Origin of the sequence: Paraburkholderia bannensis NBRC 103871 (assembly GCF_000685015.1) — a bacterium.
Lineage (GTDB): Bacteria > Pseudomonadota > Gammaproteobacteria > Burkholderiales > Burkholderiaceae > Paraburkholderia > Paraburkholderia bannensis.
The window spans coordinates 349,574-375,955 of sequence record NZ_BAYA01000005.1 but is presented as its reverse complement, the minus strand read 5'-3'; the positions used below and the strand labels follow the sequence as shown (position 1 = coordinate 375,955).

Genomic DNA, 26,382 nt, shown 5'->3' with positions numbered 1-26,382 from the left:
CCACGCTAGCTGCCCCGGTTGTCCCGGATCACCTTGTCCGCCGCTGCTTGCGCTTCGCTTGCCAGGCCGTCGTGCACGCGTGTGGCGAGCGCGGCAAGCGGCGTGTCCGAATCGAGCATGTGGCCGTCGCGTTCATGCGTATCGACCCGCACCCGCATCGACAGACCGATACGCAGGGGATGCGCGGCAAGGTCGTCCGGCTCGATGGCGATGACGACGGGCACGCGTTGCACGACCTTGATCCAGTTGCCCGCGGCGTTCTGCGGCGGCAGCATCGAAAACGCACTGCCCGTGCCCGCCGAGAACCCTTCCACGCGCCCGCGATAATTCACCTTCGATCCGTAGATATCCGAATTAATAGTTACGGGCTGGCCCACGCGCATGTTGCGGATCTGGCCTTCCTTGAAGTTCGCTTCGACCCACAGGCCATGCAGCTGCACGACCGACATCAGCGTGAGGCCCGGCCCGACCTGCTGCCCGACCTGCACGGTGCGTTGGCCGACCACGCCGTCGATGGGCGCGACGATGGTGGTGCGCTTGAGATTGCGCCACGCAAGCTTGAATTGCGCGACCGCCTGAATCACGCCCGGATTGTCCTCCACGGCGAGGCGGCTGCCGAGTGCACGCGCCGAGTCGAGTTGCGCCTGCGCCGCGCCTAGCTGCGCCTGCGCACCCGCCACGGCGGCGCGCGCGCGGGCCAGTTCCTCGGGCGACACGACTTCGACCGGCGCATGGTCGCGCGCGGCCAGCGCATGTTGCGCGAGGTCGAGATCGGCTTGCCGCGCCTTGACCGCTTCGGCGTACATGGTTGCCGAATAGCGTGCGTTGGCGGCCTGGCGCACCGCCTGCGCGAGCTGCGCCCTGGCCTGCGCGAGCGCCACCGACGCCTCGGCGTCGTCGAGCTGCACGAGCGCCTGGCCCGCGCGCACGCGCTGCGTATCGGCGGCGACGACGTCGATCACGGTGCCCGCCGTCTGTGCGGCGATCTGCACGACGTTGCCGGCGACGTAAGCGTCGTCGGTGTCCTCGCGAAAGCGCGCGGCGGTGTACCAGTAAGCGGCCGCGGCGAGCGCGGTGACGGCGGCCACCGTGCCGAAGATCGCAAAGCGCCGCCGCCGCGTCGCGCGCTTGCGCTCCAGCAGGGCGGCGTTCGCGGCGAGCGTGGCCGGATCGGGGTGCAGGTTGGCGTGGTCGTGGTGCATTAGTTGGAACGCGCTGTGGTGAGTCGATCGGTGAGTCGATCGTGTGAAGGGAACGCGACATCGAAACGCGAAATCGCCGGCCCCGGCAGCGTGCGCTCGTCGAAGCCGCCACCCAGCGCGCCGATCAGCGCCACGCGCAGCGTGCGTTGCTGCGCCTGCAGGTCGATCAGCTGCGCGCGCTCGTCGTAGAGCGTGAGCTTGGCCGTGTTGACGTCCTTTTGCATCAGCAGGCCGCGCCGGTGCCGCTCCTCGGCGATCGAGACATAGCGCTGCGCGGCATCGGCGGCGTCGCGCTCGCCGCTCACGAGGCGATCCACGGTCGAGAGCGAGACGAGCGTGCGCGCAACGTCGCCCAGCGCCGCATCGATGGTCTTGTTGTAGAGGCCGATGGCGACGTCGGCGCTGGCGGCGTCGCCCGACAGCTTCGCCTTGAGGCGGCCCCGATCGAAGATCGGCAGCGACACAGCGGGGCCGACCGATCCCGCCAGCGCCTGGCGCGAGAACATCGCACCGGGCGTGAGCGCGAGCAGGCCCGCGAAGCCCACGAGGTTCACGTCGGGATAGAACTCCGCGCGCGTGCCGTCGATGGCCGCATACGCGGCTTCCACCCGCAGGCGCGCGGCCACGATATCGGGGCGGCGCCCAAGCAGGTCGGCGGACAGGCGCGCGGGCAGCGGCTGGTCGGCGAGGCTCGACAGATTGGCGGGACGCGGGCGCGCGAGCGTGAGGCCGCGCTCGGGGCCGCCGCCCGAGAGCACGCCCAGTTGCAGTTGCGCGAGGCGGACGCGCTCGTCGGCCAGTTCGATCTGCGCGATGAGCTTGTTGCGGCGCACGGCTGCGTCGTCGGCGTCGTAGCCGTTGTCGATGCCGCGCGCGGCGCGCTCGCGCAGCACGGCGGTGATCTGGTCGCTCGCGTCGCGTTTCTCGATCAGGAGGTCGTGCAGCGCATAAGCCTGGTCGAGATCGCAATAGAGCGAGACGATGGCGACGGCAAGCGTGAGACGCGCCTGCTCCGCATCGACGCGCGCGGCGTCGCGCAGCGACAGCAGCCCGCGCGTGGCCGCCGCGTTGCGGCCCCAGAGATCGAGTTGATAGTCGAGCCCGAGGAAGATCGACGACGGCGACTGAACAGGATTGCCAAACAGTTGAACCGGCACCTCATAGCCGTTGGCCGAGACGTTGGCGACGCCATCCGATTGCGGCATGCGCGCCTTGTTGACGCTCGCACCGGCCGTGGCCGTGAGGCCCGTGAGCGACGAGAACTGCTGCAACTGCGACTGCGCTATGCCGATGCGCGCTTTCGCGACCTGCAGGTCGGGGTTGTGCGCGTAGGCTTCGGCGACCAGCTGGTCGAGCTGCGGATCGCCGAACTGGCGCACCCAGTCGGGCGCAGGCCACGCGTTGGCGCTGGCGGATTGGGGCGTATCGGCGAGCGTGCGCGAGAGCGCGTTCGCATCGGGTGCGTGCGGCTGCAAGGCTGGCGCGATGGTCGGCGCACAGCCGCAGGCGAGCAACGTCGCGGCGCAGAGCGCAAGAACGCGGAGAATGCGGCTGAGGCGAGCGATCGTGAGCGTGCTCATCCGCGCCGCTCCTGCGCGCTCACGCGCGTGGCCCAGCGTGGGTGGTCGGCGTCGATGGGCCCAAGGCGCCCCAGCAAGCCGTCGAACAGACCGTAAAGAATGCCCTTGAGCTTGGCGCGCTTGTCCTGTTCACCGACGACGACCTGGACGATCTGCCAGAGCGTCAGCAGGTTCGGCACCAGCGCGACCGGAAAGCGCGGGCCATAGAGGATCGCGATTTGCATGGCGTTGCGCGCGCTGTAATAGCGGCGCGTCCACGGATGATTCATGGTCGACATGTCGAGTGGGCCGATGCGTCGCCGTGCCTTCGCGCCGATGCGATGGCGCAACACCAGCGTAGGCACCAGGTAGAGCGGCACGTTGCGCGCGAGCGCGCGAAAACAGTATTCGGTATCGACATGATCGATGAAGAGCGCCTCGTCGAAGCGGCCGAGCGTCGCGTAGGCCTCGCGCGATACGAAGCTGCCCGACGAAATCAGGAACGCACAGCGCACCGGCGGCGAGGCGGCCGCCGCGCTCATGTTCACTTCCAGGCGGCGCACGCCGATGCCATTGGTCGCGAGTTCGGGCAGGAAGCGTCCGTCGTTCTCGTCGAAGATGCGCGGCCCGGCGATAAAGGCGCGCCCGGCCAGACGCGCGCCGAATGCGCGCATCGCCGGGAAATAGGCGTGCGGCACGACCGAGTCCTGATCGAACAGAGCGACCGCGTCGATCCTGGGGGACAACGCGAACAGATGCGCGAGCCCCGCGTTATACGCGCCTGCAATGCCGCCGCGATTGCCATGATGTATCAGCGTGTAGCCGTCGCGTCGGGCGGCTTCGAGGGCGTCGGCATCGGCGCGTGGGGTGTTATCCACGACAACGAGCGCGTCGCAGGCATCGCGCAAGGCGGCCAGCCGCGCGAGCTGCTCGCTGCTCGGGTAATAGAGAATGACAAGGGCTGCTGGCCGCATCGCGTGGTTTCCTCTCTTGTCGTTATGGCGTCAATGTCCGGGCGTCATGGCGGCGCCGCGTCTGGGACGCGTGAGCCACATCAGCGCGGCAAGCACGACGCAGGTGACGCACGCCATGAAGAACATGTCGCTCGTCGCCATCATGTAGGCCTGCTGCATCGTCACCTGATGCAGCGCGCCGAGTTCGCGCACGCCGCTCACGCCCATCGCGTGCAGCGTGGTCACGACCTGCTGCGTGCCGCCTGATTCCTTCGTCACCGATTGCGCGAGCGTGGCGTAGTGGAACGTCGCGCGATGCTCCCAGAGCGTCACGCTCATCGCGGTGCCGAATGCGGCGGCGAGCGTGCGCAGGAAATTGGACAGGCTCGATGCCGCTGCAAGCTGGTGGTCGGGCACGCGCGACAGCGTGGCCGCCGTGAGCGGAATGAAAAAGCAGGGCAGGCCGATGCCCTGAACCAGGCCGGGCGTGACGATCTGCGTGAACGTCATCGTCAGCGTGAAATGCGTGTCCCACCAGAGCACGGCGGCGAACACGAGAAAGCCGAAGGTTGCGAGCACGCGCGCGTCGAAACGATGCGCGTAGAGGCCCACGAGGATCGAGAACACCAGCGCGAGTATGCCGAGCGGCGCGGTCGCGAGTCCCGCGTGAAAGGCGTCGTAGCCCATCACGGCCTGGAGCCAGAGCGGAAACACCACGCCCACCACCGAAAAACTCGCCATGCCAAGCGAGATGATGAGCACGCAGAACGAGAACGTGCGGTCGCGAAAGAGGCTCAGGTCGATGACGGGCTGCGCTTCGCCCGCTTCCCAGAGCAGCAGCGAGACGAGCGCGAGCACGGCGACGATGGCGAGCGTGACGATCAACGTGGAGTCGAACCAGCCCGCGTCGTGGCCTAGGTCGAGCATCGCCTGCAATGCGCCCACGCCGACCACGAGCAGCGCGATGCCGATGATATCGACGGGGATGCGTTCGCCGTGTTGTTTCCGGGGCGCCTCCATGCGCAGCATGGTTGCGCAGACAACGAATGAAAAGAGACCGATCGGCAGGTTGATGAGGAAGATCCATTCCCACGAGAACGCATCGATCAGGTAGCCGCCCACGACAGGGCCGAAGATCGGCGCGAGCAGGACGGTCATGCCCCATAGCGCGAGCGCAAGCGTGCGCCTCGTGGGCGGGAACGAGCGCAGCAGGATGGTCTGCGAGAGCGGCACCATCGGGCCGGAGCAAAGTCCTTGCAGCGCGCGGCAGGCGACGAGCACATGGAGATCGGCGGCGAGCGCGCACATCAGTGAAGTGAGCGTGAACAGCAGCACCGCGCCCACGAATAGCCGCGTTTCGCCAAGGCTGCGCGCGAGCCAGCCCGTGAGCGGCACGGCAATCGCGGCGGCTACCGAGTACGAGCTGATGACCCACGTGCCCTGGCTGTTCGCCACGCCCAGGCTGCCGGAGATCGCGGGCACGGCTACGTTCGTGACGGTGGAGTCGAGCACTTCGATGAAGGTCGCGAGCGACAGCGCGAAGGTGAGCAGCGCGAGGCGCGCGCCTTTGGGCGCCGTCGTGGCGTGTGCGTCGGGCAGCGTGAACGGCGAGGCGGCGCTCATGCCGTCACCGCCTTCGTTGGTTGTGCGTGCACGGCGCTCGACGTGGCGGGCGGTATGAAGCGCTCGATGAAGCTGGCTGCGTCGGCGCATCCGTCGCGCGAGGCGGCGAGCCTGGCGCGCACCTGCGCGCAACGGGTGGCGATGCGCGGATCGTGCAGCACGCGCGCAAGGGCGTGGGCCAGTGTGGCATCCTTGATCGGCGCGTCGAGGCGCACGCCGCAACCGGCGTCGGCCACGCGCTGCGCGTTGTCGAACTGGTCGTGCGCGAACGGCGTGACGAGTTGCGGAATGCCCGCTTCGAACGCCAGCGACGCCGTGCCGATGCCGCCGTGATGCACCAGCGCGCGGCAGCGCGGCAGCAGGGCGCGCATCGGCACGTAGCGGCGTTGCAGCAGGCGTTGGCGAGGCATGTCGCGGCCGCGTTGCGCGTCGTTGGATGCTGCGTCGGAACCCAATAGCAGGCCGCGCGCGCCGGTCGCGCGCAATGCGTGCAACACGGCGCGCGCATAGTGTCCACTGTCCACGAGCGTCGATCCCGCGGTGAAGACCACGGGTGGCTCGCCGGCTGCAAGGAAGGCTTCGAGTTCGGCGTCAGGCTGGCCGTCGTCGAGATCGTTGAAGAGCGGAAAGCCGCTTTGCCGGAGTTGTGCGGGCCAGTCGGGCTGCGGGGCCGCGAACCAGTCGGGGAACAGGCACAGCACGCCGTCGGTGGAGTGCAGCCAGCGGCCGAGGATGCGCGTGGCGGGCGGCAGCGCGAGGGCCGCGCGCAACGCGTTCAGGTGCGGCCCGCACACGGCGTCGAGCACGGCGCGCTCGATCAGCGTCATGAGCGCGCTCTTGAGCGGCAACGGCAGACCGCGCGGAATCGTAAGGCGCTTGTGCGCGGGCGGCGCATGCGCGGAGAGCAAGGTCGACGGCGAGACCTGCACGGACACATAGGGCGTGCCGTGGCGTTCCTGCATCAGGCGCGCGGAAAACGCCCAGAGCGTGCCGACGAGCACCGTGTCCGGGCCGCGCAGCGCGTCGAGCGCTTCGTAGTGCGGTTGCAGCACGGGCGCGATCAGGGCCCACAGCGTCTTGAACGAGGTGCGGGGATGCCAGAGCGCCGGATTGGCGAGCGCCGCCGCGTAGTCTTCGGCGCGACCGATCGGGACGAAGGCGAAGCCCTCGCGCTGCACGGCCGCGTCGAACGGCGGGTGCGTGCAGAACACGATGCGATGGCCGCGCGCGGCAAGCGTGCGGCCCACGCCGAGCAGCGGGTGCACGTCGCCCGCCGAGCCGATCGCCGTAATGATGATCTGTGCCATCGCTGCGCCGCGCGGATCAGTAAATGCCCGGAATCAGCGCGGCGACTTCGCGTCGATAGCGCGCATAGGCATCGCCAAAATGGCCCGTGAGCCAGCTTTCCTCGACGCGCACCTTGAAGGCCAGCGACGCGAAGATCAGCACGACGCCCACTGCGCCGCGCCACGTTTCGCCGATCAGCGCCGATCCCACCAGCGCAACCAGGCAACCGGTATAGATAGGATGGCGAACGAGTGCATAAGGGCCGCTGCGGATCAGTTCATGGCCTTCCTTGAGCGTGACCGACACGCTCCAGTTCGCGCCCAGGTGCACGCGCGCCCACACCGAGAACAGCAGGCCCGCGACCACGGTCGCGAAGCCGGCGAACTGCACCGGCCCAAGGCGGGCCAGGTCGGGCAGCAGCGCGGCGAGGGTGGGATCGGGCAGGATCACGAGCGCGCCGCCCGCAATCAGCGGCAGCGACTGCCATGTGCGGGCGCTGCGTGCTTCCTTGCGGGCGGTGTTCTTGACGGCTTGCGCCGTGGCGATCCAGTAGGCGAGCCACAGGAGCCACGGCACGACGATGCCGATGCTTTGGACGATATTCATGAAGAGGTCTCGACGGTCGAGGTAAAAGGACGCTGGCGCTGCCCGCGCTTCACGACAGCGCGGGCACCTGGAACGGCAGGCGCTGCGGCGTGCTCGAATTCGCGATCGACGCATGGGGCGTGTAGGTCTCGCGCTCGCCGCAAAAGAAGTCGCACAGCACCGTGCGCATCTGCTCCTGCTGCACGCGTCCTTCGAGGTCGAGGAAGTGGCCCGCGCCGCGGATCGTCGCGAATTCGGCGCGGCGCACGTATTCGCCCAGACGACGCACATCGGCGGCCGTGGTGTATTCGTCGAGATCGCCATTGACGAATTTCACGTCGCAGCCGATGCGGCGGAATTCGTTGAGAAAGCGCTCGGGCTGCATCGCGAGAATCTGGTCGACGTGAAACGCCACCTGGTCCTGCTCGTCGCGCGGCAGGCGCGTGAGGTAGCGATAGTTATAGAGCTTCATGATGCGCGGGAGATGGCGGCCGACGGTGTCGTTGAGCAACTGGGCCGCCTGGAGATTCTGGCCCGCCGCGATATGGTCGCGCGCACGCGTGACGTAATCGGTCATCGCCGCGTTGAGGAACGGCGAGAACGAGGCGATGGCGGCGCGCTTCACGCTCGCGCAGCCGCGCGCCAGCGCGAATAGCGACGCTACGCCGCCCCACGATACGGAGAGCAGGTACGCAGGACGGAAGCGCTCGGCGAGGTGCATGAGGATATCGATTTCATCGTCCTTGGTGAGCGCGTAGTCGCACACGTTGTGCTGGCGCGACTGGCCCGCATAAGGAAGATCGAAACAGATGGCGTTGAGGCGCTCGCCCAGATAACGGATGGTCTGGCCGAACGACGCCGTGGTCGCCAGCGCGCCATTGACCAGCAGCACGGTTTCGAACGATGGGTCGAAGCAATGATGCTCGACATAGACCTTCAGGCCACCCGGCAGTGGCAATACCTGCTTCTCGACTGACATGAGACTTTCCCCCGCGTGTAAAGCCAAAAGACGAACGCACCCGCAGCCGCCGATGGAGCCAGAGGACTGCTGCACCTGATTTCGCCAGGGCCGCGCCGCGCACCGATGCGCTGCGTCGCCTGCTATGTATCGGCCTGTGGCGTCACTGTTGTCCCCTCCAGGCCAGTGGGTCGGGCGCGGCCGTGAGAGGCGGCCGCTTTGCGTCTTGTGCCAACGCATGTGCCCGATTTGCTGCACTGCTTCTAATGCAACAGGTGTGCCATTCGACTGACGATTTCGTGGCGGGCGTGGGGCGTGTTGCGCCGTAATCGTTGTGGGGCGGGCTTCTTGCGGGGCTTTGCGAAACTGCTGCCGGCGGCGCGGTCAGGGCCGATGTACGCGCAACGAACGTAACGATGCGCGCGACATTGGGCGTAACGTAATGGCTTATGGGGCGCGTTACGGAACACCCCGTAACGTCGGCCATCGCTGTAATGCAAATCGAAATTCAAAATGAATTTTCTCAATGGCCGCGAGAGGCGATGAACGCGCATTGGCGGCATTGCGCATCAGCGCTGCGCTTCATGTTTTTTGACGTGCGTAATTGACGCGCACAAGCCAGGGCGAATGGCTTTTATGACCTGCTAGTTTGGATAGGTTGCGCGGCTGCGAAGTTGCGTTCATCCTGTCGGGCCAATGTGGCGGGCGTGTTCGCAATCGATTTATTCAAATAATCAGCTATCCTTTTTATATCGGCGAGCGTGAAGGTTATCTTTCGAGGCTCATTCCGGTTTCCTTGCTTCTTATCCCTGCTTATCGCCGGCTTTCTTTCATAGCGCTTGATTCGTTGCGTACGCAGCTTTTCAGCGCACCTATGTCACGTTACGCAATTTCGTAACGCCGGTCTTTTTCCCTGTTACGTCCAGCCGTTTTGCATGGCCTGTGGGCCGAGGCGTGCCCTGGAGGCCGCGTCGTTGCGTGGTGGCAGGTGTTTTTCCTGAGTTGGCACGGTCTCTGCAGTGTCAGGTTCCGCAGCCGGGGCGCTGCGATAACCAACCTAAAGAGAGAGCTAGCGATGGGGAACAACGTGAAGACTCGAATCACCACCATGGCGTTGTGCACCGCGGCGGTTTTCGCCGCCGTGGCCAGCAGTGCGGCACGGGCGGATTCGACGCAGCCGGGGGACGGCGTGGCAGCAGGGCCGACGACGATAGCAGGCGATCCGCCGACGACGGGCGGTAGCTCCGCGCCGGGGACGATTGTGGTGGGCGGCGGCATCGCTGGCGTGGCGACGCTCAATAACGTCACGGTCGCGGTGGGCGGTGCGGTTGGACTGGCGATCAACTATGGCGGTGAACCGCTCGCGCAACTCGGCGGGGTGGTGGGGGCGTTGCAGGGCGCGGCGGGGAGTAATCCGCTTGCGCCTGTGACGGGGGCGGTGAATACGATTACTGGTGCGTTGTCAGGGGCTTCGGGTGGTGATCCGCTTGCGCCTGTGACGGGTGCGGTGAACACGATTACCGGTGCGTTGTCGGGTGCTTCGGGTGGTGATCCGCTTGCGCCTGTGACGGGTGCGGTGAATACGATTACCGGCGCGTTGTCGGGTGCTTCGGGTGGTGATCCGCTTGCGCCTGTGACGGGGGCGGTGAATACGATCACCGGCGCGTTGTCGGGTGCTTCGGGTACTGATCCGCTTGCGCCTGTGACGGGTGCGGTGAATACGATTACTGGTGCGTTGTCGGGCGCTTCGGGTGGTGATCCGCTTGCGCCTGTGACGGGCGCGGTGAATACGATTACTGGTGCGTTGTCGGGTGCTTCGGGTGGTGACCCGCTCGCGCCTGTGACGGGTGCGGTGAACACGATTACCGGCGCGCTTTCGGGTGCTTCGGGCGGTGATCCGCTTGCACCTGTGACCGGTGCGGTGAATACGATTACCGGCGCGTTGTCGGGCGCTTCGGGTGGTGATCCGCTTGCGCCTGTGACGGGCGCAGTGAACACGATTACCGGGGCGCTTTCGGGTGCTTCGGGCGGTGATCCGCTCGCACCTGTGACGGGTGCGGTGAATACGATTACCGGCGCGTTGTCTGGGGCTTCGGGCGGTGATCCGCTCGCGCCTGTGACGGGTGCAGTGAACACGATTACTGGCGCGCTTTCGGGCGCTTCGGGTACTGATCCGCTTGCGCCTGTGACGGGCGCTGTGAACACGATTACCGGTGCGCTTTCGGGTGCTTCGGGTGGTGATCCGCTCGCGCCTGTGACGGGTGCGGTGAATACGATTACTGGTGCGCTTTCGGGCGCTTCGGGTGGTGATCCGCTTGCGCCTGTGACGGGTGCGGTGAATACGATTACTGGTGCGTTGTCGGGCTCTTCGGGTGGTGATCCGCTCGCACCTGTGACGGGTGCGGTGAATACGATTACTGGCGCGTTGTCTGGTGCTTCGGGTACTGATCCGCTCGCACCTGTGACGGGCGCAGTGAACACAATTACCGGCGCGTTGTCGGGCGCTTCGGGTACTGATCCGCTTGCGCCTGTGACGGGTGCTGTGAATACGATTACTGGCGCGTTGTCGGGTGCTTCGGGTACTGATCCGCTTGCGCCTGTGACGGGTGCGGTGAACACGATTACTGGCGCGTTGTCTGGTGCTTCGGGTACTGATCCGCTTGCGCCTGTGACGGGTGCAGTGAATACGATTACCGGCGCGTTGTCGGGTGCTTCGGGCAGCAACCCGCTCGCGCCTGTGACTAACATCGCGAACGCCGCAACCGGCACGCTCACCAGCGCTGCCAACGCGACCACGGATAACCTCGCGAACACGGTCAATGCCGCGACCGGCACACTCGCGAATGCGGTCAACACTGAAGTCGCGGCGCTAAGCACGGCATCGGGTTCGACGACGGCGAATGTGGTGAACACGGTCGATTCGACGACTGGCATCGTCGCCAACGCGTTGAACTCGGGAACGGGCACGCTGGCCAGCACGCTCAACTCGCTAACTGCGGCGGCAACGAGTGCAGGCGGCAGCGATCCGCTGGCTCCGGTCACGAACGCCGTGAACACGGTAACCAGCACGCTGGCGGGTGCAGCAGGCAGCGACCCGCTCGCTCCGGTCACGAGTGCCGTGAACACCGTCACGGGCACACTGGCTAACGCAGCAGGCAGCAACCCGCTGGCTCCGGTCACGAGCGCTGTGAACACCGTCACGGGCACGCTGGCTAACGCAGCAGGCAGCGACCCGCTGGCTCCGGTCACGAGCGCTGTGAACACTGTCACGGGAACGCTAGCCAACGCAGCAGGCAGCAATCCGCTGGCTCCGGTCACGAGCGTGGTGAACGATGTCACCGGCACGCTGGCAGGCGCAGCAGGCAGCAACCCGCTGGCTCCGGTCACGAGCGCTGTGAACACCGTCACGGGCACGCTGGCTAGCGCAGCAGGCAGCAACCCGCTTGCCCCGGTCACGAGCGCAGTGAACACCGTCACGGGCACGCTGGCTAGCGCAGCAGGTAGCAACCCGCTTGCCCCGGTCACGAACGTGGTGAACGACGTCACCAGCACGCTGGCAGGCGCAGCAGGCAGCAGCCCGCTCACGCCGATCACAAGCACCGTGAACACGGTCACCAGCACGCTGGCAGGCGCCGCTGGCAGCAACCCGCTCGCACCGGTCACGACCGCACTCAGCGGTGCAAGCGCGCCGCTGACCAGCGCCGTCAACACCGTCACCAGCACGCTGGCCAGCGCCAACCCGATCACGCCGATCACTGGCGCGCTCGGCGCGGTCACTGGATCCGCTGGCACCGTGACGGGCGCGCTCGGCAACATCGCGAAGACCAACCCGGTCGTGCCGCTCGTGAGCGCGGCGACGGGCGCACTTGGCTCGACGCTGGCTTCGGCGGGCACCGTGACGGCTTCGGTGACGGGCGCGCTCGGCGCTGGCGTGAGCGTGTCCAGCGCGGCGACGAATTCGGGCGCATCGACGGCCGGGCAAACGGCGAGCACGACCGCATCGACGGCCACCGGCGCGCTGGCTCCGGTCACCGGCCTCGTTGCTGCGATTGGCTCGACGGCGACGCATTCGGCTGGCGCAAGCTCGGCGCTTTCGCCGGTCACGAACCTGCTCAGTTCGGTCACCGGCGCGCTGCCGAAGTAACGCAAGCCGTGACGCAACCAATACGTTAGTCGAGGAGAAACGGGCGCACCAAAAACACACATCCATGCGCCCACCGTAGTACCTGGAAGCCGGCCTCGCGCCGGCTTCTTCTCATTCAGCGCCAATCTCCCGCCTGAGCTATGATCCGGCGACGATCCAGCGGCTTCTGGAGACCATCAAGACACACACACGGCAATGAGCAGATTACGTTTGCATCTCTGGTCGGTTCTGGGCACGGTCGTGGTCTACCTGCTGACGCTCTGGGTCGATGAACGGCTCTTTCTCCACAGCGGCTTTCCGCGCTTCGTCGAATGGATTTACCTGCCCACCGGCATCCGTTTGTTGAGCACGCTGCTGCTGGGCATGGACGGTGCGATCGGCCTGCTGATAGCGGCGCTGCTGGTCGACTTCTTCCATTATTTTCCGCACGACCCGGTGCGGGCAGTTGCGGGCGCAATCATCAGTTCGGTGGGGCCATACGCGGTCTATCGTCTCGCGCTGGAGCGCTATGGCCTGAAGGCTTCGCTCGCGAACCTCACGCCGCGCCGCCTGCTCGTGCTGGCTTTGGCGGTCGCTTTTACGAATTCCACCTTGCATCACATCTGGTTCGCGCTGGCGGGCACGACGCCGAACCTGCTGGAGAGCTACAGCATGATGTTCGGCGGCGACCTGCTCGGCGCGCTGATCCTGCTCTATGTCGTCAAGGGGCTGCTCACGCTGCTGCCCGCGCAGCCAGGGCAATCGCGCATGAGCGACGGGCTGTTTCGCGTGCGCCTCGCGCTGGATACGGCCTATAACAACCAGTTGGGACTACGCGCGAAATCCAGCGCATAGCGCGCAGCCCATTCAATCGATATTCAGCCGCCCGCAATGAGCTTGCGTCGCGCCGCCTTCACGCGCGCGAGATGCGCCTCGTCCCACTCGTAAAAGCCCGCACCGCTGCGCACGCCCACGCGCCCGGCGTCGACCTGTTCGCGCAGCAGGTCGATCACGTCCTCGTCCTTCGCGAGTTCGGGCATCAAGTGCGATGAAATATCGACGAAGGTATCCAGCCCGCCCATGTCCGCGCTTTCGAGCGGCCCGACGATACTCCAGCGGCGGCCCAGCGACGCCTTCATCACGCGGTCGACCACCTCGGGGCTGGCCGCGCCTGAACGCACGATATTGAGCGCCTCGCGCAGCACCGCGAATTGCAGGCGGTTGCCAACGAAACCCGCAATTGCCTTCGCCAGGACGACCGGCTCCATGCCGATCCCGCTCATCAGCGCTTCGGTGCGCGCGGTGACCTCGGGCGCGGTGGCGCTGCCCGGCACCACTTCGACGAGCGGAATCATATGCGGCGGATTCCAGAAGTGCGCGATCACGAAGCGTTGCGGCGCGTGCAGTGCCTGAGCGAGCCTGTCCGGCTCGAAGCCGCTCGTGTTGCTCGCGAGAACCGCGTCGGATGCGAGCACGTCGTTCAGTTGCGCGTAAAGCCGATGCTTGAGTTCGAGCACTTCGGGCACGGCCTCGAAGACGAATTGCGCCTGCGCCATGACGTCGAGCTGCGTGCTCGTTTCGATGCGCGCGAGCGCGGCGTCACGCGCCGCCGCGTCGATGCGGCCGGCGTCGATCAATTCGTCGAGCACGGCCTGCGCCTTCGCGTTGACACTGGCAAGGCGCGCGGCATCGACGTCGTGGACGATGGTGCGCAGACCGTGCAGCGCGCATTGCGTCGCGATTCCCACGCCCATCAGTCCGGTGCCGATCACGCCGGCCACTGTCACTTTGCTGTCCATGCCCACTTCCCTCCTTGACCACGCGATGAAAACGACGAAAACAACGAAAACGTAAGCGAGCCGCAAGCATAGCGCGTCGCGCCACGCAACGCAGCGCCGCCGCGTGTGTGGACTAGACTGAAACGGTCACGCTGTTTGCCGTCTGGTTTGTCGTCTGTACACCGAGAGGGGAAAGATCCGATGACTACGCAACCTTCCACGCATCCGATGATGTGTCCGTGTTGCAGTGCGGGCTGGCCGCGTCGCCGCTTTCTGGCGGCCGCCGCAGCGTGGGCCGCGCTGCCGGAAATGGCGTTTGCACAAGGCGCTCAGGACACTAGCCCGAACGTGCCGACCATCGCCTATGAATCCGTGCCCGACCCCGTGCGCCTGCCGGTCGACGAATATTTTGGCGAATGCTCGGGCGTGGCCGTGAATTCGCATGGACATATTTTCGTACTGTCGCGCGGCAATACCAGCGGGCCGGCCTATGGCGCAGCAGCGGCACAGCTATTCGAGTTCGCGCCCGATGGCCGCTTCGTGCGCGAAATCGGCAAGCATCTGTACGCGTGGTCGTTCGCGCACACGGTGAAGATCGACCGTCACGACAATATCTGGGTCACCGACAAGGGCTCGGACATGGTCATCAAGTTCACGCCGCAAGGGCGTGTGGCCATGGTGTTCGGCCGCAAGCAGGAAGCCGCCGACGAGGAAACCGCGCCGCTCAAGCATCCCAACCCGCCGTTGCCCGCGGAGCCGGGCCGCTTCAGGCAGGTCACCGACGTGGCGTGGGACAGCAACGACAACGCCTATATCAGCGACGGCTATATCAATTCACGCGTGGCGAAGGTGGACAAGGACGGCAACTGGCTGAAATCATGGGGCGACCGCGGCAAGGGGCCGGGACAGTTTCATACGCCGCACAGCATCGCGGTCGATGCGCAGAACCGCATTTACGTTGCCGATCGCAGCAACCGGCGCATTCAGGTCTTCGATACGGAGGGTACGTTCCTGCGCCAGTTCACCATCGACGTGCCGGTGCCTGCGGGGGCGCGCCCCGCGATTGGCAATATTCCCGACGAAGCCGCGCTGGCAGCGGGCACGTTTGCGCCTGGCTCGCCGTGGGCAATCTGCATATCGCCGGGGCCGAACCCGGTGCTCTACAGTTCCGATGCATGGCCCGGCCGTATCTACAAGCTCACGCTTGACGGACAATTGTTAGGAATGCTGGGCGAATCGGGCAAGCAGCCGAAGCAGTTCGGCTGGATCCACCAGATGGCGTGTCCCGCTGAGAACACCCTGTTCGTGGCCGAATTGTTGAACTGGCGCGTGCAGAAACTGGTTCTGCACGCGTAGCCGCTCAATCGGTCAATCGCTGCTTCGCTTACGAGAAGCGCGCCATGATATGGCGCGCGCAGGTGTACTCCTCCAGCGCGAACATCGACATGTCCTTGCCGTAGCCCGAGCGCTTCATGCCGCCGTGCGGCATTTCGCTGACCAGCGTGAAGTGCGTGTTGATCCACGTGCAGCCGTATTGCAGTTCGGCGGCCACCTTGAAGGCCTTGTTGACGTCACGCGTCCACACCGAACTCGCAAGGCCGAAGTCCGAATCGTTGGCCCAGTCGATGGCCTGCTCCGTACCTTCGAAACGCGTCACCGACACGACCGGCCCGAACACTTCGCGGCGCACGATTTCGTCATCCTGGCGTGCGCCCGCGATGACGGTCGGCTCGTAGAAGAAGCCGCGCGTATCCGCGATCTTGCCGCCCGTGGTGATTTCGATGTGCTTCTGGCTGGCGGCGCGCTCGACGAAACTCGCGACGCGTCCGCGCTGGCGCTCGGAAATCAGCGGGCCCATTTCCACGCCTTCCATATGTTGCTCGCCGTAGCGGATCGAGCCGACCGCGCTCGACAGGTCGGCGACCAGCTTGTCGTAGATCTTGCCTTCCGCATAGACGCGACAGGCGGCCGTGCAATCCTGGCCCGCGTTATAGAAGCCAAACGTGCGCAGGCCCGCGACCACTTCGTCGAGATCCGCGTCGTCGAAGACGATCACGGGCGCCTTGCCGCCCAGTTCCAGATGCGTGCGCTTGACCGAGCGCGAGGCGGCTTCCAGGATGCGCTGGCCCGTCGACACATCGCCGGTAATCGAGATCATGCGCACCTGCGGCTGCGTGATGAGCGGTGCGCCCACGGTGTCGCCGCGCCCCGTCACGACGTTGATGACGCCCGCCGGGAAGATCGATGCGATGAGTTCCGCGAGCTTGAGCGTGGTGAGCGGCGTCTGTTCGGAGGGCTTGAGCACGACGGTATTGCCCGCGGCCACGGCGGGCGCGAGCTTCCACGCGGCCATCATCAGCGGATAGTTCCAGGGCGCGATGGAGGCGACCACGCCGATGGGGTCGCGCCGGATCATGCTCGTATGGCCTTCGAGATATTCGCCTGCAATCGGGCCGTGCTGCGTGCGGCACGCGCCTGCAAAGAAGCGGAATACATCGGCGACGGCGGGGATTTCGTCGTTGAGCGCACCCAGATACGGCTTGCCGCAATTGAGCGATTCGAGCCGCGCGAATTCGGTGGCGCGCGCTTCGATGGCATCGGCGAGCTTGAGCAGCAGCGTGGCGCGCTCCTTTGGCGTGCTGCGCGCCCACGCGGGCCACGCGCGGCTGGCGGCGGCGGTGGCGGCCTGCACCTGTTCGAGCGAGGCTTCGGCGACGAGCGCGATGACTTCGCCGGTCGACGGATTGAGGATGTTTTCCTTGCTGCCCTGGCCCGGCACGAATTCGCCGCCGATCAGGAGGCTGGTTTGCAACGATTTTTCCATGTGATTTCTCGTCGATAGGTCGGGGGTTGTAGCGGCTTGTCTCGGGTTGTCTCGGGGTGTCTCGGGGTGTCTTTCGGCTAGCGGCTGCTGCCCGCCGTGCTTTCGGTGTCGCGCGTGAGATACCACGCGCCAAGGATCGGCACCATCGTGACCGCCATGACCATCAGCGCGACCACGTTGGTGATGGGCACGTCGCGCGGGCGCGAGAGCTGGTTGAGCAGCCAGATCGGCAGCGTGCGCTCCTGGCCCGCCGTGAAGGTCGTGACGATGATCTCGTCGAAGCTCAACGCAAACGCGAGAATCGCGCCCGCGAGCAGCGCCGTCGCGATCTGCGGCAGCACGATCTGGCGGAAAGTCTGCCAGCCGTCCGCGCCCAGGTCCATCGACGCCTCGATCAGGCTCGCGGGCATGCGGCGCAGCCGCGCGATCACGTTGTTGTAGACCATCACCACGCAGAACGTGCCATGGCCGACGGCGATCGTCCAGAAGCCCAGGTCGAGATTCGCGGTCTTGAACGCGGACAGCAGCGCAATGCCGGTGATGATGCCGGGCAGCGCGATCGGCAGGATCAGCGCGAAGGCGATGGCGTCCTTGCCGAAGAAATTGCGCCGGTACAGCGCGAGCGCCGCCGCCGTGCCAAGCATCACGGCCAGCAGCGTGGCAAGCAGCGCGACCTTCACGGACAGCCACGCAGCGTCGAGCATGTCGCCGCGTGCGAAGGCGTCGGCGAACCAGTGCAGCGTGAAGCCCTTGAGCGGGAAGCTGAACGCGCTGGTTTCGGTGTTGAACGCGTAGAGCGCGACCACGAGGATCGGCAGGTGCAGGAACGCGAGGCCGCCCCAGGCGGCGCAGCGCAACAGGCGCGAAGGTTGGGCGTCAGAGTGCATCGAAGGCTCCGAGGCGTCGGGCGACGACGAGATACACGCCGATCAGCAGCATCGGCACGACCGTGAAAGCGGCGGCCATCGGCACGTTGCCGATCGAGCCTTGCATCGTGTAGACCATGGTGCCGATGAAGAGGCCGCTTGGGCCGACCAGCTGCGGAATGATGTAATCGCCGAGCGTGAGTGAGAACGTGAAGATCGAACCGGCCGCCACGCCCGGAAACGCGAGCGGCAGGATCACGGTGCGAAAGGTCTGGGCCGGATGTGCGCCGAGGTCGGCGCTGGCTTGCAGCAGGTTCGCGGGAATGCGTTCGATGGCGGCCTGGATCGGCAGGATCATGAACGGCAGCCAGATATAGGTGAAGACGAGAAAGCGGCCGATATTCGAAGTCGAAAGCGAATCGCCGCCAATCACGGGCACGCGCAGCAGCGCATCGAGCGCGCCGCGCAGGTGCAGCGTATCGATGACCCAGTAGAGCACGCCGCCTTGCGCGAGGATCACCGTCCAGGCGTAGACCTTGACGATATAGCTCGCCCACATCGGCAGCATCACGGCGACGTAGAAAAGCCCCTTTTTCCAGCCCTTTGCGTAGCGCGCCATGTAGTAGGCCACGGGAAACGCGAGCAGGGCGCTGGCGAGCGTCACGCAGCAGGCCATCGCCGTCGTGCGCAGCACCACGTCCAGGTTCGCCGCGTCGCGAACCAGCGCCGCGTAGTTCGCGAGCGTGAAGTCCGGGCTGACGGCCATGGTGAAGTCGTCGAAGCGCCAGACGCTTTGCAGCAGCAGCGCGAACAGCGACCCCAGATACACGACGCCGAACCACAGCAGCGGCGGCAACAGCAACAACAGCAGCGTGAGGTTTGCGTGTCGGTGCAGGAAACCGCAGGCACGGCGCACGAAGCCGTCGCGCGCTTCAGGCGCGCGCGGCACGGCTGAATTCGAGGTCGTCGCCATGCTCATCCCCGTTGCTCCAGCACGACCATGGAACGGCGTGGCCACGCAAGCGTGACGCTTTCGCCGACTGCGGGCAGGCCCTCGCCCGCATCGTCCCGGTTCGCGACCGTGACGGCGAGCATCTGGCCGGCTTCGGAGCGCACTTCGAAACGACTGATTGCGCCGTAGTACTGAATGTCGACGAGCTTGCCCGCAAGCTGAGCGTCGTCGCTGCCCGTATTTGCACCGTTGCTGAAGCGGATATGCTCGGCCGGATCGAGAACGGCTGTGCGCTGCCCACGCGTTGCAGCGAAGCGGCATCGGCGATCACATTGGACGTGCCGACGAAATCCGCCACGAAGGGCGTGGCCGGACGCGTATAGAGGTTGCGCGGCGTGTCCACCTGCTCGATGCGCCCCTTGTTGAACACGGCCACGCGATCCGACATCGACAGCGCCTCGCCCTGGTCGTGCGTCACGTAGACGAAGGTGACGCCAAGCTTGCGTTGCAGCGCCTTGAGTTCGGTCTGCATCTGTTCGCGCAGCTTGAGGTCGAGCGCGCCAAGCGGCTCGTCGAGCAGCAGGATGCGCGGACGCCGCACGAGCGCGCGCGCCAGCGCCACGCGCTGACGCTGGCCGCCCGAAAGCTGGCCGGGACGGCGCGCCCCATAGCCGCCCAGCGCGACAAGCTCCAGTGCTTCTTCCGCCTGGCGATGACGCGTGCGCTTATCGACGCCGCTCACCAGCAGCCCATACGCGACGTTGTCCCGGATGTTCATGTGCGGGAACAAAGCGTAGTCCTGGAACACGGTGTTGACGTCGCGCTGATAGGGCGGCAGGCCGGTGGCGTCGCGTCCATGCAGCACCACGCGTCCTGAAGTGGGCTGCTCGAAGCCCGCGATGAGGCGCAGACAGGTGGTCTTGCCCGAGCCGGACGGCCCGAGCATCGAGAAGAACTCGCCGTCCTCGACCACGAGCGAGACGTCGTCCACGGCGCGCACGCCGTCGTAGTGGCGCGAGACCTTCGAAAATTCGACTGCGCTGTTCATAGCGGTTCCTGCGGGATGCGTGATTAAAGGCGTGTCACCGGATAGTTCGCAATCCTATCGTCCGCCCATGATCGAGATGAAGTCCTGCGTCCAGCGGCTGTACGGCACGCATTGACCTTGCGAGCAGCTCGCCACCGGCGTCTTCCAGAAGTGGATCTGGTCGAAGCGGTCATAGCCGTTCGCCGAGCAGAAGTTCGTGCCGCCCACGGCCTTCTGGCTGCAGCCGCCCGCAATCACCGGATTGGAGCCGAACCATTCGGCAAGATCCGCTTGCAGCTTGCGGTTGAGTGACCAGTTCATCCACTTGTAGGCGCATACCGGATGCGGCGCGTCGGCGTGCATCATCGTCGTGTCGGCCCAGCCCGTTGCGCCTTCCTGCGGGATCGTCGCGGCGATCGGGAATTTTTCGGCTTGCAGCGAATTGACTGCATAGCCCCAGGCGCTCGACGCCGCAATGCCTTCGTTCTTGAAGTCGTTCATCTGCACCGTGACGTCGTGCCAGTAGCGGTGCACGAGCGGCTTTTGCGCGCGCAGCACCTTGAGCACCTCGGCGTATTGCGCTTCGTTCAGTTCATACGGATCCTTGATGCCCAGCGCCGGATTCTTGTGCATCAGGTAGACGGCGGCGTCGGCCACGTAAATCGCGCCGTTATAGGCCTGCACGCGGCCCTTGTTGCTTTTGCCGTCGGGCAGCATCTGCTGCTCGAACACCACCGACCACGAGGTGGGCGCCTTCGGGAAGATCTTCGTGTTGTAGGCGAGGAAGTTCGCCCCCCACTGATACGGCACGCCGTAATGCACGCCGTTGACGGTGTGCCACGGCGCGTTTTGCAGGCGCGGCTCGATGGTGCTCCACGCGGGGATCAGCGCGGTATTGATCGGCTGCACTTTCTTGCCGTAGACGAGGCGCAGGCTCGCATCACCCGATGCCGTCACGAGGTCGTAGCCGCCCTGATTCATCAGCGAGACCATTTCGTCCGAGGTCGCGGCCGTCTTCACGTTGACCTTGCAACCGCTTTCTTTTTCGAAGCCGGTGACCCAGTCGTATTTCTTGTCGGTGTCGCCGCGTTCGATATAGCCAGGCCACGCAATGATGTTGACCTGTCCTTCGGGCTTGCCGAGCTGCTTGAGCGGTTCCAGCGGCGCGGCGGCGCTGGCAAGGCCGGTGTTGACGAGCGCGGCAAGGGCGATGGCGGCGGCGAGTTTTGCGTTGTGCGGCATGCTCCGGATCCTCGTAGGTGGTGTTCTTTGACGGCGCCGCGCAGGCAGGGCGGGCGGCGTGTGAGGCGATGCGCTGAAGGTCGGAGCTATTCTAGGAGCCGGATTTTTTTGTCAGCCAGACCGAAACCCAGATATGAGCTATCGGCAAAACAGAATGCAGCGGGCGCGCGAGCGGCGGAAAATGCGCTGTTGAAGCCCGAGGGAAGGGGCGCTCCGTGAAAACCCGAACGCCGATATCGCGTGAATCACGGGAATTCGCTATTTACGAATGCAATCCGCCACGTATCGAATAATCAGATTGAATTCTTGTTGTGGGTGCGCGAATACTCGCGCGCGACCACCAGGAAGTGCTGCACCATCTCCGGCAGCGCGAGGCTGCGCCGCCAGGCAATGCCGATATCGACGGTGGGCAGGTCGCCCAGAATCTTGCGCACTTCAAGCCGGTCGCCGTCGAGCGACCAGGGCCGGTAGAGCACGTCGGGCAGGATCGACAGGCCCGCGCCCGTGGCGACCAGGCTGCGCACCGCTTCCACCGACGCCGTGCGCATGACCGTGTCGGGCCGCAGCCCGGCGGCGCGCCAGAAGGCCGTGGTGTTGTCCTCAAGCTCGTCGACCTTCAGCATGATCATGCCTTCGTTGGCGATCTCCTGAAGCGAGATGCTGCCAAGGCCGCGCAACGCATGATTGGCGGGCAGCCACAGACGCCAGGCCGCCTTGATGAGCGCCTCGGTTTCGATCGCCTGGCTGTTTTCGACGTTCGAGACGATCAGCACGGCGACATCGAGTTCGCCGTTCACCAGCAGATGCTCGATGTAATCGCGCTGGTCTTCGATCACCTGCACTTCGACCTTCGGATAGACGCGCTTGTAGTGGTCGAGCAGGTAGGGCAGGAAGTAGCCCGTCATGAGGCTCGTGACGCCCACGTTCAGGCGGCCGGTTTTCGCATCGGGCCGCGCGGAGAGCGCCTGCTGCGCATTGCGCACGGCCGCGAGGATCTGATGCGCGTGACGCAGGAACTGGTGGCCCGCATGGGTGAGCACCATGCCGCGTGCGTGGCGCACGAACAGTTGCGCGCCCAGTTCGCTTTCGAGTCCCTTGATGGCTTCGGTGATGACCGACTGCGAGATGTTGAGCGTTTGCGTCGCGCCGGTGACCGATTCGGCTTCGGCGACGGCGATGAAATAGCGCACGCTCTTGACGGAAAGGCTCATGCGAGGCGAACGGGTGGCGGGTTTTTGGGATGAGGAAGTATAGCCCGCGTGCCGTGATTCACCAGGGCACCAAAGCGGCAGAGGCGCTTTGCTCGCGTTGGTTCAGGTTGGGTCAGGTTCGTTTGGCCCGCGCTTTGGAAGCAGCGGCCTGTACACGATGGATCGCACGCAGTTCCGGATTGAATAGCCGCGCGATCCAGTATTGCGCGCGAATGCGCTGCACGTCGTCGAGGTGGGGCAGGAGAAAGCGTATGCCAGTGGAGCGCTCGATTTTGCGCAGTTCAAGCAAGCCGATGACGACGTGCATGCCGTATCCGAGCAGCAGGACGGGAATGCCGATTGTGCTGAGCGTCGCCACCGCCGTTTGCACATGCTCCTTGCCGAGGAACACGCCCGCGATGGTCATGGCCGCAATGCCTGCGCCGACAAACAGCGATACCCGCGCGGGAGCGGCTGCACGCGACTTGCCACGCCAGGCGATGCGGTTATCGGTTGCGTCGAGAAATCGATTCTGGCGTTGAGCCTGAAAGTCCCGCCAGTCCTTGCGGTATTGGCGGAAATAGAAGAAGCAGAACCATCCGGCGAGCCAGAGTAGCCCGGCAATGATGGGCAATATGCCGCCCGATCCGCGCAGGCCTGAATATTCCTCGCCCAACAGCACACAGGCAAGCAGCACGAATGCGATGCCCGCACCTGCGCCGAAGAGCAGGATTCCGCCCAGAAAATACACGTACGATCGACTGACGAATGCCGCCCTGAATGCCCAATAAAAACATGCGACGCATACCGCGAGCAGCGGCCATCCCAGCAGTGGATATTTGAACGCCGCGATGGCGGCGATAAACGCCCACAAGGCAGGCGTTGCGAATATCTGTCGAAAATTGATGGGCGAAGTGAAGGAGTTCATTGAGCTTTTGGGTGATAGCCGCGCCATGCGTCGATGCGGTCGCCAATTGCCATAATGGATCGAGATTGTATTTATAATCCATTTTGTATCTAGTGGGGATATTATTCGGTGCGCATAAAAATTCCATTGGACAAGTATTGAAGTTGCGTTTTGATTTGGGGTTACTTTATGGAATCCGTATTCGATAAAGAGTCGTGGGAGAAATACGTCAAGGGACGTACGATCTCCGATTGTGCAATTGGGCGGGAAAAGGGGTATGCGTTTGTGCTGGTGGAGCAGCGCCCGGATCGCAATACGCAGCCTCAAACCACGTTCATCAATATGGCTGTCGACCGCCCGATGGGATCTCGCTTCGCGGTGTACTCGGTGGGTAATTTCAGCTTTACAACTGTAGCGAGCAGCATAAATCCCCCCGAATACGTTGCCGTAGACATGGGCAACCTTGTGTACTCGGCCAATGCGAAATGGAAGGGCGTCGAAAAGGACATCGACAAAGTCACGGACATGAGCGCACCACGCGGGGGCAATATTGTCATCCTCAAGGTTGTGCGTGTCGCTGGGCAAATCTATGCGCTGGGCACGTACCGGAAGATCTATCGTCGCCTCGGCCAGGACCAGTGGACGGAGATGAAGTCGGAGGGCCACGCCGTGCCGCTACCTAACGATATAAAAAACGGTGAATATACGACGTCTTCGTTTGGCTTCAAGGATATGTGCGGATTTAACGAACACGACATGTATGCCGTTGGCGGCGAAGGCGACGTGTGGCGCTTCGATGGAAAGCAGTGGCATTATTGCCCGTTCCCGACGAATACGATTCTGGAAACGGTCGCGTGCGGTGAGGATGGCAAGGTGTACATCAGCGATATGAAGGGCTGCGTTTGGGCAGGCCGGGAGAATCGCTGGACGCAGGTTGCAGAGGCGGATTTCGGATGGGGCAGCCAGCCGCTCGACTCGGCGTGGTTCAAGGGTCGTCTATATCTGGGCTCGCAGGACGGTCTTTATACGTTGGGTGAGAACAAGAATGTCGTCGCATTGGAAAGCGTCGATTCAGACGCGCCTGGCATGGGCAACTGTGGCCGTGTCGATGTGAGCCCCGATGGGCAGTTCCTGCTGACGGCAGGATCGTTCGGCGCGACGCTCTATGACGGTACGACGTGGACGCGGCTCTTCAGTGGCTACGATTTCATGTGAACGCGCCTTTACCGAAACGCGAAACGCAATGAACATGCGGCCAGTCGCAGGCAATGGATCGGAGCGACGTGCTCCTCTACGCGGCTGGATCCATTTGTCGGGAGCGTATCCGATGCTCTCGTCAACCACTTTGATGGTGTCGTGTGGAATCCATATTTGATAGAGCGTCGTGGGAGAAGTACTTAAAAGGCTTTACGATCTATGACTGCGCTATCGTGCGCCAGCATGGATTTTGCCTTGTTCTCGTTGAGCAGAAAGAAAACCGCGATATCTTGCCGCGCACACGATTCCTGACCGTCATATATGACAAGCCGATTACTGTTGGATCACTTCCGATGGTTGAAGCAGGTTCGTTCTCGTATACAACTATCGCCTCTGGATTGAATCCCCCCGAATACGTTGCCGTAGACATGGGCAATCTTGTGTACTCGGCCAACGCCAAATGGAAGGGCGTCGAAAAGGACATCGACAAAGTCACGGACATGAGCGCACCACGCGGGGGCAATATTGTCATCCTCAAGGTTGTGCGTGTCGCTGGGCAAATCTATGCGCTGGGCACGTACCGGAAGATCTATCGTCGCCTCGGCCAGGACCAGTGGACGGAGATGAAGTCGGAGGGCCACGCCGTGCCGCTACCTGACGATATAAAAAACGGTGAATATACGACGTCTTCGTTTGGCTTCAAGGATATGTGCGGATTTAACGAACACGACATGTATGCCGTTGGCGGCGAAGGCGACGTGTGGCGCTTCGATGGAAAGCAGTGGCATTATTGCCCGTTCCCGACGAATACGATTCTGGAAACGGTCGCGTGCGGAGAGGATGGCAAGGTGTACATCAGCGATATGAAGGGCTGCGTTTGGGCAGGCCGTGAGAATCGCTGGACACAGGTTGCAGAGGCGGATTTCGGATGGGGCAGCCAGCCGCTCGACTCGGCGTGGTTCAAGGGCCGTCTGTATCTGGGCTCGCAGGACGGTCTTTATACGCTGGGCGAGAACAAGAACGTCGTCGCGTTGGAAAACGTCGATTCAGAAGCGCCTGGCATGGGCAACTGTGGCCGTGTCGATGTGAGCCCCGATGGGCAGTTCCTGCTGACGGCAGGATCGTTCGGCGCAACGCTCTATGACGGAACGACCTGGACGCGGCTCTTCAGCGGCTACGATTTCATGTAAACGCGCCTTCCCCCATTGATACCAACAGAGACAAATCCGTGACTCATTCGCTTACCCGCCGCAAATTGATGCTTGCGTTGCCCGTGCTCGCAGGCGCGGCACTCGCGCCCTCAGCTTTCGCGCAAACTGCCTCGCCACTCGCCGATATCGAACGCCGTAACAGCGGGCGCCTGGGTTTCTACGCCATCGACACGGGCTCGGGCCGCACGCTCGAACATCGCGCCGACGAGCGCTTCCTCATGTGCAGCACGTTCAAAGGCATGCTGGCGGCGCAAATACTCGCGCGCATCGACGCGGGCAAGGAGCAGATGGATCGGCTGGTGCACTACACCGGGCAAGACCTGATCTTCACGTCGCCGGTGACCAAGGCCAACGTGGCGCTGGGCGCATTACCCGTTCATACGCTCTGCCAGGCAATCGTCGAACAGAGCGACAACACCGCCGCGGTTCTCTTGATGCGCAGCGTGGGCGGCCCTGCCGCGCTCACGCAGTTCATGCGCGAGATCGGCGACGACGTCACGCGCTCGGATCGCTACGAGCCGGATTCGAACCGCTACAGCGGCGTGCTCGACACCACGACGCCGCAAGCCATCGCCACCGCCGCGCGCAAGGTTTTGCTGGGCGACGTCCTGAGCCCGCAATCGCGCGCGCAACTGGAGCGCTGGATGATCGACTGCAAGCCGGGCCTGAACCGCCTGCGCGCGGTGCTGCCCGCGCAGTGGCAGGCGGCGGATCGCCCAGGCACGAGCATCGAGGAGCAAACCAACGACTACGCGCTGGTGCGCCCGCCGGGCCGCGCGCCGTTGCTGGTCGCTGCGTACTACGACGCGCCGGGCGTGAGCATGGAGGCGCGCGAAGCGGTGCTGCGCGAAGCGGGTAAGGTCTTCGTGCAATGGGCCACCGCGTCCGCGTGACGGGC

Annotated in this window: 21 protein-coding genes and 1 pseudogene; 6 read left to right on the top strand and 16 right to left on the bottom strand. The window is 64.5% G+C overall.

Annotated features, from left to right (window positions below; all coding sequences use genetic code 11):
• Nucleotides 1-5: 5 nt before the first annotated feature.
• Genes BBA01S_RS10465 through BBA01S_RS10435 form a run of 7 tightly spaced genes read right to left on the bottom strand, consistent with a single transcriptional unit; the run spans nucleotide 6 to nucleotide 8,188 of the window.
• Nucleotides 6-1,202, bottom strand: a complete 1,197-nt coding sequence (locus BBA01S_RS10465; RefSeq protein ID WP_027816385.1) for an efflux RND transporter periplasmic adaptor subunit — start codon at nucleotides 1,200-1,202, stop codon at nucleotides 6-8.
• Nucleotides 1,202-2,782, bottom strand: a complete 1,581-nt coding sequence (locus BBA01S_RS10460) for an efflux transporter outer membrane subunit (RefSeq protein WP_027816384.1) — start codon at nucleotides 2,780-2,782, stop codon at nucleotides 1,202-1,204. The genes BBA01S_RS10465 and BBA01S_RS10460 overlap by 1 nt, the downstream gene beginning before the upstream one ends.
• Nucleotides 2,779-3,735 (bottom strand): glycosyltransferase family 2 protein, encoded by a 957-nt coding sequence (locus BBA01S_RS10455; protein WP_027816383.1) that lies wholly within the window; start codon nucleotides 3,733-3,735, stop codon nucleotides 2,779-2,781. The genes BBA01S_RS10460 and BBA01S_RS10455 overlap by 4 nt, the downstream gene beginning before the upstream one ends.
• 30 nt (nucleotides 3,736-3,765) lie before the next feature.
• A complete protein-coding gene (locus BBA01S_RS10450) occupies nucleotides 3,766-5,337 on the bottom strand; it encodes a DHA2 family efflux MFS transporter permease subunit (protein WP_027816382.1) in 1,572 nt (523 codons plus the stop codon).
• Nucleotides 5,334-6,644, bottom strand: a complete 1,311-nt coding sequence (locus BBA01S_RS10445) for a glycosyltransferase (RefSeq protein ID WP_027816381.1) — start codon at nucleotides 6,642-6,644, stop codon at nucleotides 5,334-5,336. The genes BBA01S_RS10450 and BBA01S_RS10445 overlap by 4 nt, the downstream gene beginning before the upstream one ends.
• Before the next feature lie 16 nt (nucleotides 6,645-6,660).
• A complete protein-coding gene (locus BBA01S_RS10440) occupies nucleotides 6,661-7,230 on the bottom strand; it encodes a methyltransferase family protein (RefSeq protein ID WP_027816380.1) in 570 nt (189 codons plus the stop codon).
• A gap of 49 nt (nucleotides 7,231-7,279) precedes the next feature.
• Nucleotides 7,280-8,188: an alpha/beta fold hydrolase gene (locus BBA01S_RS10435; protein ID WP_027816379.1), complete on the bottom strand. Its 909-nt coding sequence runs from the start codon at nucleotides 8,186-8,188 to the stop codon at nucleotides 7,280-7,282.
• 1,066 nt (nucleotides 8,189-9,254) lie between these two features.
• Between BBA01S_RS10435 and BBA01S_RS10430 the strand changes: the two genes are divergently transcribed.
• Nucleotides 9,255-12,311, top strand: a complete 3,057-nt coding sequence (locus BBA01S_RS10430; protein ID WP_245641463.1) for a beta strand repeat-containing protein — start codon at nucleotides 9,255-9,257, stop codon at nucleotides 12,309-12,311.
• Between the two features lie 195 nt (nucleotides 12,312-12,506).
• On the top strand, nucleotides 12,507-13,145 hold the full coding sequence (locus BBA01S_RS40820) for a hypothetical protein (RefSeq protein ID WP_042296674.1): 639 nt from the start codon (nucleotides 12,507-12,509) through the stop codon (nucleotides 13,143-13,145).
• Between the two features lie 23 nt (nucleotides 13,146-13,168).
• On the opposite strand, the gene BBA01S_RS10420 is transcribed toward BBA01S_RS40820, so the two are convergent.
• Entirely contained in the window at nucleotides 13,169-14,089 is a 921-nt protein-coding gene (locus BBA01S_RS10420) for a 3-hydroxyacyl-CoA dehydrogenase family protein (RefSeq protein ID WP_027816377.1), read from the bottom strand.
• A gap of 180 nt (nucleotides 14,090-14,269) precedes the next feature.
• On the opposite strand from BBA01S_RS10420, the gene BBA01S_RS10415 reads away from it, so the two are divergent.
• A complete protein-coding gene (locus BBA01S_RS10415; protein WP_042296672.1) occupies nucleotides 14,270-15,424 on the top strand; it encodes a peptidyl-alpha-hydroxyglycine alpha-amidating lyase family protein in 1,155 nt (384 codons plus the stop codon).
• Nucleotides 15,425-15,452: 28 nt separating this feature from the next.
• On the opposite strand, the gene BBA01S_RS10410 is transcribed toward BBA01S_RS10415, so the two are convergent.
• From BBA01S_RS10410 to BBA01S_RS10380, 8 genes and pseudogenes are all read right to left on the bottom strand, one after another.
• On the bottom strand, nucleotides 15,453-16,892 hold the full coding sequence (locus BBA01S_RS10410; protein ID WP_042296669.1) for a gamma-aminobutyraldehyde dehydrogenase: 1,440 nt from the start codon (nucleotides 16,890-16,892) through the stop codon (nucleotides 15,453-15,455).
• A gap of 77 nt (nucleotides 16,893-16,969) precedes the next feature.
• Nucleotides 16,970-17,779, bottom strand: coding sequence for an ABC transporter permease (locus BBA01S_RS10405; RefSeq protein WP_027816374.1), 810 nt, complete (start codon nucleotides 17,777-17,779; stop codon nucleotides 16,970-16,972).
• Nucleotides 17,769-18,731 (bottom strand): ABC transporter permease, encoded by a 963-nt coding sequence (locus tag BBA01S_RS10400; protein WP_042296781.1) that lies wholly within the window; start codon nucleotides 18,729-18,731, stop codon nucleotides 17,769-17,771. Before BBA01S_RS10400 ends, BBA01S_RS10405 begins: the two co-directional genes overlap by 11 nt.
• A gap of 2 nt (nucleotides 18,732-18,733) precedes the next feature.
• Nucleotides 18,734-18,973, bottom strand: coding sequence for a TOBE domain-containing protein (locus BBA01S_RS48065; protein WP_245641475.1), 240 nt, complete (start codon nucleotides 18,971-18,973; stop codon nucleotides 18,734-18,736).
• 359 nt (nucleotides 18,974-19,332) lie between these two features.
• A pseudogene (locus tag BBA01S_RS48060) lies at nucleotides 19,333-19,656 on the bottom strand (ABC transporter ATP-binding protein); the annotation flags it as partial.
• Nucleotides 19,657-19,812: 156 nt separating this feature from the next.
• The gene (locus BBA01S_RS10390; RefSeq protein ID WP_027816372.1) at nucleotides 19,813-20,979 is read right to left on the bottom strand and encodes an ABC transporter substrate-binding protein; all 1,167 of its coding nucleotides are present in this window, start codon (nucleotides 20,977-20,979) and stop codon (nucleotides 19,813-19,815) included.
• Nucleotides 20,980-21,272: 293 nt separating this feature from the next.
• A complete protein-coding gene (locus BBA01S_RS10385; RefSeq protein ID WP_027816371.1) occupies nucleotides 21,273-22,190 on the bottom strand; it encodes a LysR substrate-binding domain-containing protein in 918 nt (305 codons plus the stop codon).
• A gap of 112 nt (nucleotides 22,191-22,302) precedes the next feature.
• Nucleotides 22,303-23,124: a hypothetical protein gene (locus tag BBA01S_RS10380; protein ID WP_156965912.1), complete on the bottom strand. Its 822-nt coding sequence runs from the start codon at nucleotides 23,122-23,124 to the stop codon at nucleotides 22,303-22,305.
• Nucleotides 23,125-23,265: 141 nt separating this feature from the next.
• Between BBA01S_RS10380 and BBA01S_RS10375 the strand changes: the two genes are divergently transcribed.
• From BBA01S_RS10375 to bla, 3 genes are all read left to right on the top strand, one after another.
• Complete coding sequence (locus BBA01S_RS10375; protein WP_156965911.1) at nucleotides 23,266-24,291, top strand: hypothetical protein; 1,026 nt, start codon at nucleotides 23,266-23,268, stop codon at nucleotides 24,289-24,291.
• 143 nt (nucleotides 24,292-24,434) lie between these two features.
• Nucleotides 24,435-25,463, top strand: coding sequence for a hypothetical protein (locus BBA01S_RS10370; protein WP_156965910.1), 1,029 nt, complete (start codon nucleotides 24,435-24,437; stop codon nucleotides 25,461-25,463).
• Nucleotides 25,464-25,501: 38 nt separating this feature from the next.
• The gene (bla, locus tag BBA01S_RS10365; protein ID WP_027816367.1) at nucleotides 25,502-26,377 is read left to right on the top strand and encodes a class A beta-lactamase; all 876 of its coding nucleotides are present in this window, start codon (nucleotides 25,502-25,504) and stop codon (nucleotides 26,375-26,377) included.
• The last annotated feature ends 5 nt before the right edge of the window (nucleotides 26,378-26,382 follow it).

Coding starts and splice junctions, on each gene's coding strand:
- BBA01S_RS10420 (WP_027816377.1), bottom strand. CDS start 14,089: ATGGACAGCAAAGTGACAGTGGCCGGCGTGATCGGCACCGGACTGATG.
- BBA01S_RS10465 (WP_027816385.1), bottom strand. CDS start 1,202: ATGCACCACGACCACGCCAACCTGCACCCCGATCCGGCCACGCTCGCC.
- BBA01S_RS40820 (WP_042296674.1), top strand. CDS start 12,507: ATGAGCAGATTACGTTTGCATCTCTGGTCGGTTCTGGGCACGGTCGTG.
- BBA01S_RS10455 (WP_027816383.1), bottom strand. CDS start 3,735: ATGCGGCCAGCAGCCCTTGTCATTCTCTATTACCCGAGCAGCGAGCAG.
- BBA01S_RS10375 (WP_156965911.1), top strand. CDS start 23,266: ATGGAATCCGTATTCGATAAAGAGTCGTGGGAGAAATACGTCAAGGGA.
- BBA01S_RS10460 (WP_027816384.1), bottom strand. CDS start 2,782: ATGAGCACGCTCACGATCGCTCGCCTCAGCCGCATTCTCCGCGTTCTT.
- BBA01S_RS10405 (WP_027816374.1), bottom strand. CDS start 17,779: ATGCACTCTGACGCCCAACCTTCGCGCCTGTTGCGCTGCGCCGCCTGG.
- BBA01S_RS10415 (WP_042296672.1), top strand. CDS start 14,270: ATGACTACGCAACCTTCCACGCATCCGATGATGTGTCCGTGTTGCAGT.
- BBA01S_RS10410 (WP_042296669.1), bottom strand. CDS start 16,892: ATGGAAAAATCGTTGCAAACCAGCCTCCTGATCGGCGGCGAATTCGTG.
- BBA01S_RS10380 (WP_156965912.1), bottom strand. CDS start 23,124: ATGGCGCGGCTATCACCCAAAAGCTCAATGAACTCCTTCACTTCGCCC.
- BBA01S_RS10435 (WP_027816379.1), bottom strand. CDS start 8,188: ATGTCAGTCGAGAAGCAGGTATTGCCACTGCCGGGTGGCCTGAAGGTC.
- BBA01S_RS10445 (WP_027816381.1), bottom strand. CDS start 6,644: ATGGCACAGATCATCATTACGGCGATCGGCTCGGCGGGCGACGTGCAC.
- BBA01S_RS10400 (WP_042296781.1), bottom strand. CDS start 18,731: ATGGCGACGACCTCGAATTCAGCCGTGCCGCGCGCGCCTGAAGCGCGC.
- BBA01S_RS10390 (WP_027816372.1), bottom strand. CDS start 20,979: ATGCCGCACAACGCAAAACTCGCCGCCGCCATCGCCCTTGCCGCGCTC.
- BBA01S_RS10385 (WP_027816371.1), bottom strand. CDS start 22,190: ATGAGCCTTTCCGTCAAGAGCGTGCGCTATTTCATCGCCGTCGCCGAA.
- BBA01S_RS10440 (WP_027816380.1), bottom strand. CDS start 7,230: ATGAATATCGTCCAAAGCATCGGCATCGTCGTGCCGTGGCTCCTGTGG.
- BBA01S_RS10450 (WP_027816382.1), bottom strand. CDS start 5,337: ATGAGCGCCGCCTCGCCGTTCACGCTGCCCGACGCACACGCCACGACG.